This is a genomic window from Enterobacter sp. ZOR0014, from assembly GCF_000798855.1.
In the GTDB taxonomy this organism is placed as follows: domain Bacteria; phylum Pseudomonadota; class Gammaproteobacteria; order Enterobacterales; family Enterobacteriaceae; genus Enterobacter; species Enterobacter kobei.
The window spans coordinates 1-2,514 of record NZ_JTLF01000031.1; the positions used below are offsets into that span (position 1 = coordinate 1).

Sequence of the window (2,514 nt, forward strand, 5' to 3'; positions counted from 1 at the left end):
CTCTTGCATGCCATGCAAGCGCTCTCCCAGCTGAGCTATAGCCCCATCGTAAAGCTGTCATGTTGACGGGCGGCATAATATGAATTCCGCCGCGGAGTGTCAACGGCAAATTCATTGACCGTGATTCAATCGCCGAAAATTCATGCAAATGAATCACTTTGCGAGCCTGCTCGCAGTCATGAGTTAAGCCTGTCACGTTTTCACGTTAAACGGTGCTATAAAATGAGCCGTTAATTAACCCCAAGAATATTCAGGAAATTGTATGATCAAGGAACGAATGACGCCGGAAGAGTTAGCCCTGCTCACCGGCTATAGCCGACAGACCATCAATAAATGGGTACGCAAAGAGGGTTGGATAACGTCACCAAAACCAGGCGTCCAGGGGGGCAAAGCACGCCTGGTACATGTGAATGAAAAGGTGCGTGACTTTATCCGCAGCGCGCGACGGGCAACGGAGACATCCGCAATGCCTGACGGCATCAGCAATGAGCGTTCGCTTCATACCCTCCTCCTGACGCTGGCAAATGAAATGACGCCAGAAGAGCAGAAGCAGATGACATCACTGTTACTGCGGGAAGGGATTACCGGTTTGTTACAACGCCTGGGAATTCGCGACCAGAATTAATATGAAAAGATTACGTAGCAAAATGACCACGGAAGAGCTGGCGGAGAGTTTAGGCGTTGCCAGGCAAACGGTGAATCGCTGGATACGCCAGCAGGGATGGGAGACCGAAGGTCTCAATGGTGTGAAAGGCGGTCGGGCGAGGCTCATACACGTCGATGCGCGCGTGAAGGAACATATCATGCGCCTCCCGGCTATCCGAAACCGTCAGGCAGTGTACCACCTGGCAGAGACAACAGCGCCATACATTGTCCCCTCCTCTACTCTGCGACCGGATATCATTGCGACGCTGGAAAACCTGACGCCGTCTGAACAGGAACGTCTGGATGCCTTCCTGAAGCGCGAAGGGTTACGCGGCTTTCTTACCCGTCTGAATCTGGCTGAATATACGGCATAAAAAAACGGCAGGTCCCCCTGCCGTTCTGCCAGACTAAAATGTGATTACTGCTGGTTTTCACGTGCCGCAATAAAGTCCAGCGCTTTGTTAATACGCGCCACGCTGCGTGATTTACCAATTGCATGCACGGTCACATCCAGTGCCGGGGACTGGCCCGCACCGGTCACCGCAACACGCAGCGGCATACCGACTTTACCCATACCAACTTCCAGCTCGTCCGCCGTCGCCTGAATAGCGTGATGCACGTTCTCTGCGGTCCAGTCAGCGATCGCAGTCAGCTTGTCTCGCACCACTTCCAGCGGCTGACGCGCAACCGGGCGGAGGTGTTTCTTCGCCGCATCCGCGTCAAACTCATCAAACTCTTCATAGAAGTAGCGGCAGCTTTCAGCCATTTCTTTCAGCGTTTTGCAGCGCTCGCCGAGCAGTTTCACCAGGTCCGCCAGTTCAGGGCCCGTACGGGTATCAATATTTGCCTGCTCAATGTGCCACTGAAGGTAAGTCGCCACGTATTCTGGCGGCATGGTATTGATGTAATGATGGTTCAGCCACTGCAGCTTATCGGTGTTAAATGCGCTCGCTGATTTGCTCACTGAGCTCAGCGAAAATAGTTCGATCATCTCTTCGCGGCTGAAGATCTCCTGGTCGCCGTGGGCCCAGCCCAGACGCACCAGATAGTTCAGCAGTGCTTCCGGCAGATAACCGTCATCGCGATACTGCATAACGCTGACCGCGCCGTGACGTTTAGACAGTTTTTTCCCGTCATCGCCGTTGATCATGGAAACGTGTGCATAGACAGGCACAGGGGCGTTCAGCGCTTTCAGAATGTTGATCTGGCGCGGCGTGTTGTTGATATGGTCTTCACCACGGACAACGTGGGTAATCTCCATATCCCAGTCGTCAACCACAACGCAGAAGTTATAGGTTGGGGAACCATCGGTGCGGCGGATGATCAGATCGTCCAGCTCCTGGTTGCTGAATTCGATCGGGCCACGGATCTGGTCGTCAAAGATCACCGAGCCATCCTGCGGGTTAGCAAAACGCACCACGCACGGTTCATCAGCAGCATGCTCGCTATGGTCATGGCGGCAGCGGCCGTCATAACGCGGCTTTTCACCGTTTGCCATCTGCTCTTCACGCAGCGCATCCAGACGCTCTTTGGAGCAGTAGCATTTATACGCCGTGCCCGCGACCAGCATCTCATCAATAACTGCGTTATAGCGGTCAAAACGTTTGGTCTGGAAATACGGGCCTTCATCCCACTCCAGGTTCAGCCAGTTCATCCCATCCATAATGGCTTCAATTGCTTCCGGCGTGGAGCGCTCAAGATCGGTGTCTTCAATACGCAGCACGAACTCACCTTTGTTGTGGCGTGCAAAAAGCCAGGAATAGAGAGCAGTACGAGCACCACCGACGTGCAGATAGCCTGTCGGGCTCGGCGCGAAGCGAGTTTTGATTTTCATGAAATGGCCTTACGTTATAAAGATGCCGGCAATCG

Annotated in this window: 3 protein-coding genes; 2 read left to right on the plus strand and 1 reads right to left on the minus strand. The window is 53.6% G+C overall.

Annotated elements, in window-relative coordinates; all coding sequences use genetic code 11:
• Positions 1-262 precede the first annotated feature (262 nt).
• Together L977_RS01365 and L977_RS01370 are read left to right on the plus strand one after the other, a co-directional pair.
• A complete protein-coding gene (locus L977_RS01365; protein ID WP_014884727.1) occupies positions 263-625 on the plus strand; it encodes a YfeC-like transcriptional regulator in 363 nt (120 codons plus the stop codon).
• Position 626: 1 nt separating this feature from the next.
• Positions 627-1,019, plus strand: coding sequence for a YfeC-like transcriptional regulator (locus L977_RS01370; RefSeq protein ID WP_032629138.1), 393 nt, complete (start codon positions 627-629; stop codon positions 1,017-1,019).
• Between the two features lie 44 nt (positions 1,020-1,063).
• Here the strand turns inward: L977_RS01370 and gltX are convergent, their stop codons facing one another.
• Positions 1,064-2,479, minus strand: a complete 1,416-nt coding sequence (gene gltX, locus L977_RS01375; RefSeq protein ID WP_023331032.1) for a glutamate--tRNA ligase — start codon at positions 2,477-2,479, stop codon at positions 1,064-1,066.
• Between the last annotated feature and the right edge of the window lie 35 nt (positions 2,480-2,514).

Bases quoted from the DNA above. Each gene is read 5' to 3' on its own strand.
- L977_RS01365 (WP_014884727.1), top strand. From the start codon at position 263: ATGATCAAGGAACGAATGACGCCGGAAGAGTTAGCCCTGCTCACCGGC.
- L977_RS01370 (WP_032629138.1), top strand. From the start codon at position 627: ATGAAAAGATTACGTAGCAAAATGACCACGGAAGAGCTGGCGGAGAGT.
- gltX (WP_023331032.1), bottom strand. From the start codon at position 2,479: ATGAAAATCAAAACTCGCTTCGCGCCGAGCCCGACAGGCTATCTGCAC.